1 protein-coding gene is annotated in these 813 nt (G+C 72.0%); it reads right to left on the reverse strand.

The genetic code is table 11. The annotated features are described in order from the left end of the window. Positions 1–813 (reverse strand): acetolactate synthase large subunit family protein (locus ACE039_RS28215; protein ID WP_485824093.1); only part of this gene is annotated, 813 nt, incomplete at both ends.

An 813-nucleotide genomic window follows, 5' to 3' on the forward strand; every position in this document is an offset into this window, starting at 1 on the left:
GCGGGGCCGGGCAGCGAGGCCGCCACATGGCGGGCGGCCGCGTTCAGGTCGAGCGGGCCGGGGGTGGGCGGCAGCGCGGGCGCCGGGGCCGCGGCATGCAAGCCGCTACGACGCGCCTGCCGGCCGGGCGTGGGCGCGAGTTCCGCAGCGGCCTGGGCAAAGCCGTCGATGCTGGAGGCAATGCCCAGCGCCGGCGTGCTCAGCCGGCCGATCTCGTTGGCGTCGGGGTGGATGTGCACCAGGGTCTGGCGCGGCGTGGGCGAGGCGATCCATTCGTAGTTCAGGGTGGTCGGTTCGCACAAGCGCGTACCCAGCGCGATGACAAGGTCGCTGTCCATGACCACCCGTTTCTGGTGTGCGGGCATGCTGGCGCTGACCTGTCCGACAAAGTTCGGATGGTCATTGTCGAAGAGTTCCAGCCGTCTCCAGGCCGTGGCGACCGGCAGGTCAAAGCGCAGGGCGAAGTCACGTATTGCCGTGCGCGCGGCGTCCGACCAGCGCGAGCCGCCCAGCAGTAGCAACGGCTTGGCGGCGGTTTCGATCATCTGCCGCAGCCGCTGCATGTCGGTCGGCGTGGGGCAGGCCTGCGGCGTTGCGGGGGGCGCGGCCAGCGGCGCGCTGGTCAGGCAGGCCAGCATGTCCTCGGGCAGCGCCAGCACCACGGGGCCAGGGCGCCCGCTGGTGGCAACGGTCCAGGCGCGCGCCACGTATTCCGGGATCCGGTCGGCGCGCTCGATCTGCGCCACCCATTTGGCCAGCGGTGCGTACATGGCGCGATAGTCCACTTCCTGGAAGCACTGGCGGGGGGGGGGG

The sequence above is a fragment of the Achromobacter maghribensis genome, assembly GCF_057334215.1.